The sequence below is a fragment of the Mitsuaria sp. WAJ17 genome, assembly GCF_014174515.1.
In the GTDB taxonomy this organism is placed as follows: Bacteria; Pseudomonadota; Gammaproteobacteria; order Burkholderiales; family Burkholderiaceae_C; genus Roseateles_B.
Genome location: NZ_JACJUG010000147.1, coordinates 1 through 347 on the forward strand (window position 1 = coordinate 1; position 347 = coordinate 347).

Consider the following 347-nt stretch of genomic DNA (forward strand, 5'->3'; position numbering starts at 1 on the left):
GCTCGCGATCTCAGACAAGGGCCGCAATGGCGCGATGGCGCAGATGCACGCGGCCGTGCGCGCAATGGTGCGCTGGCCCGGCGGCGCCATGTCCCCGCGCCCGGTCCATCTCAACAGCTGGGAAGCGTGCTATTTCAACCACGATGCCACCCGGATCGAGGCATTGGCCAAGGCCGGGGCCGAGGTCGGGATCGAGCGCTTCGTGCTCGACGACGGGTGGTTCACGGGCCGCCGCCATGACCGCGCCGGGCTGGGCGACTGGTTTCCCGATCCGCTGACCTACCCCGATGGCCTAGCCCCGCTGGCGACGAAGATCGAAGCCATGGGCATGCAGTTCGGCCTGTGGG

Annotated in this window: 1 protein-coding gene; it reads left to right on the top strand. The window is 69.2% G+C overall.

What is annotated here, in order from left to right:
* Window positions 1-347 (top strand): alpha-galactosidase (locus tag H5407_RS23795; RefSeq protein ID WP_183106935.1); only part of this gene is annotated, 347 nt, incomplete at both ends.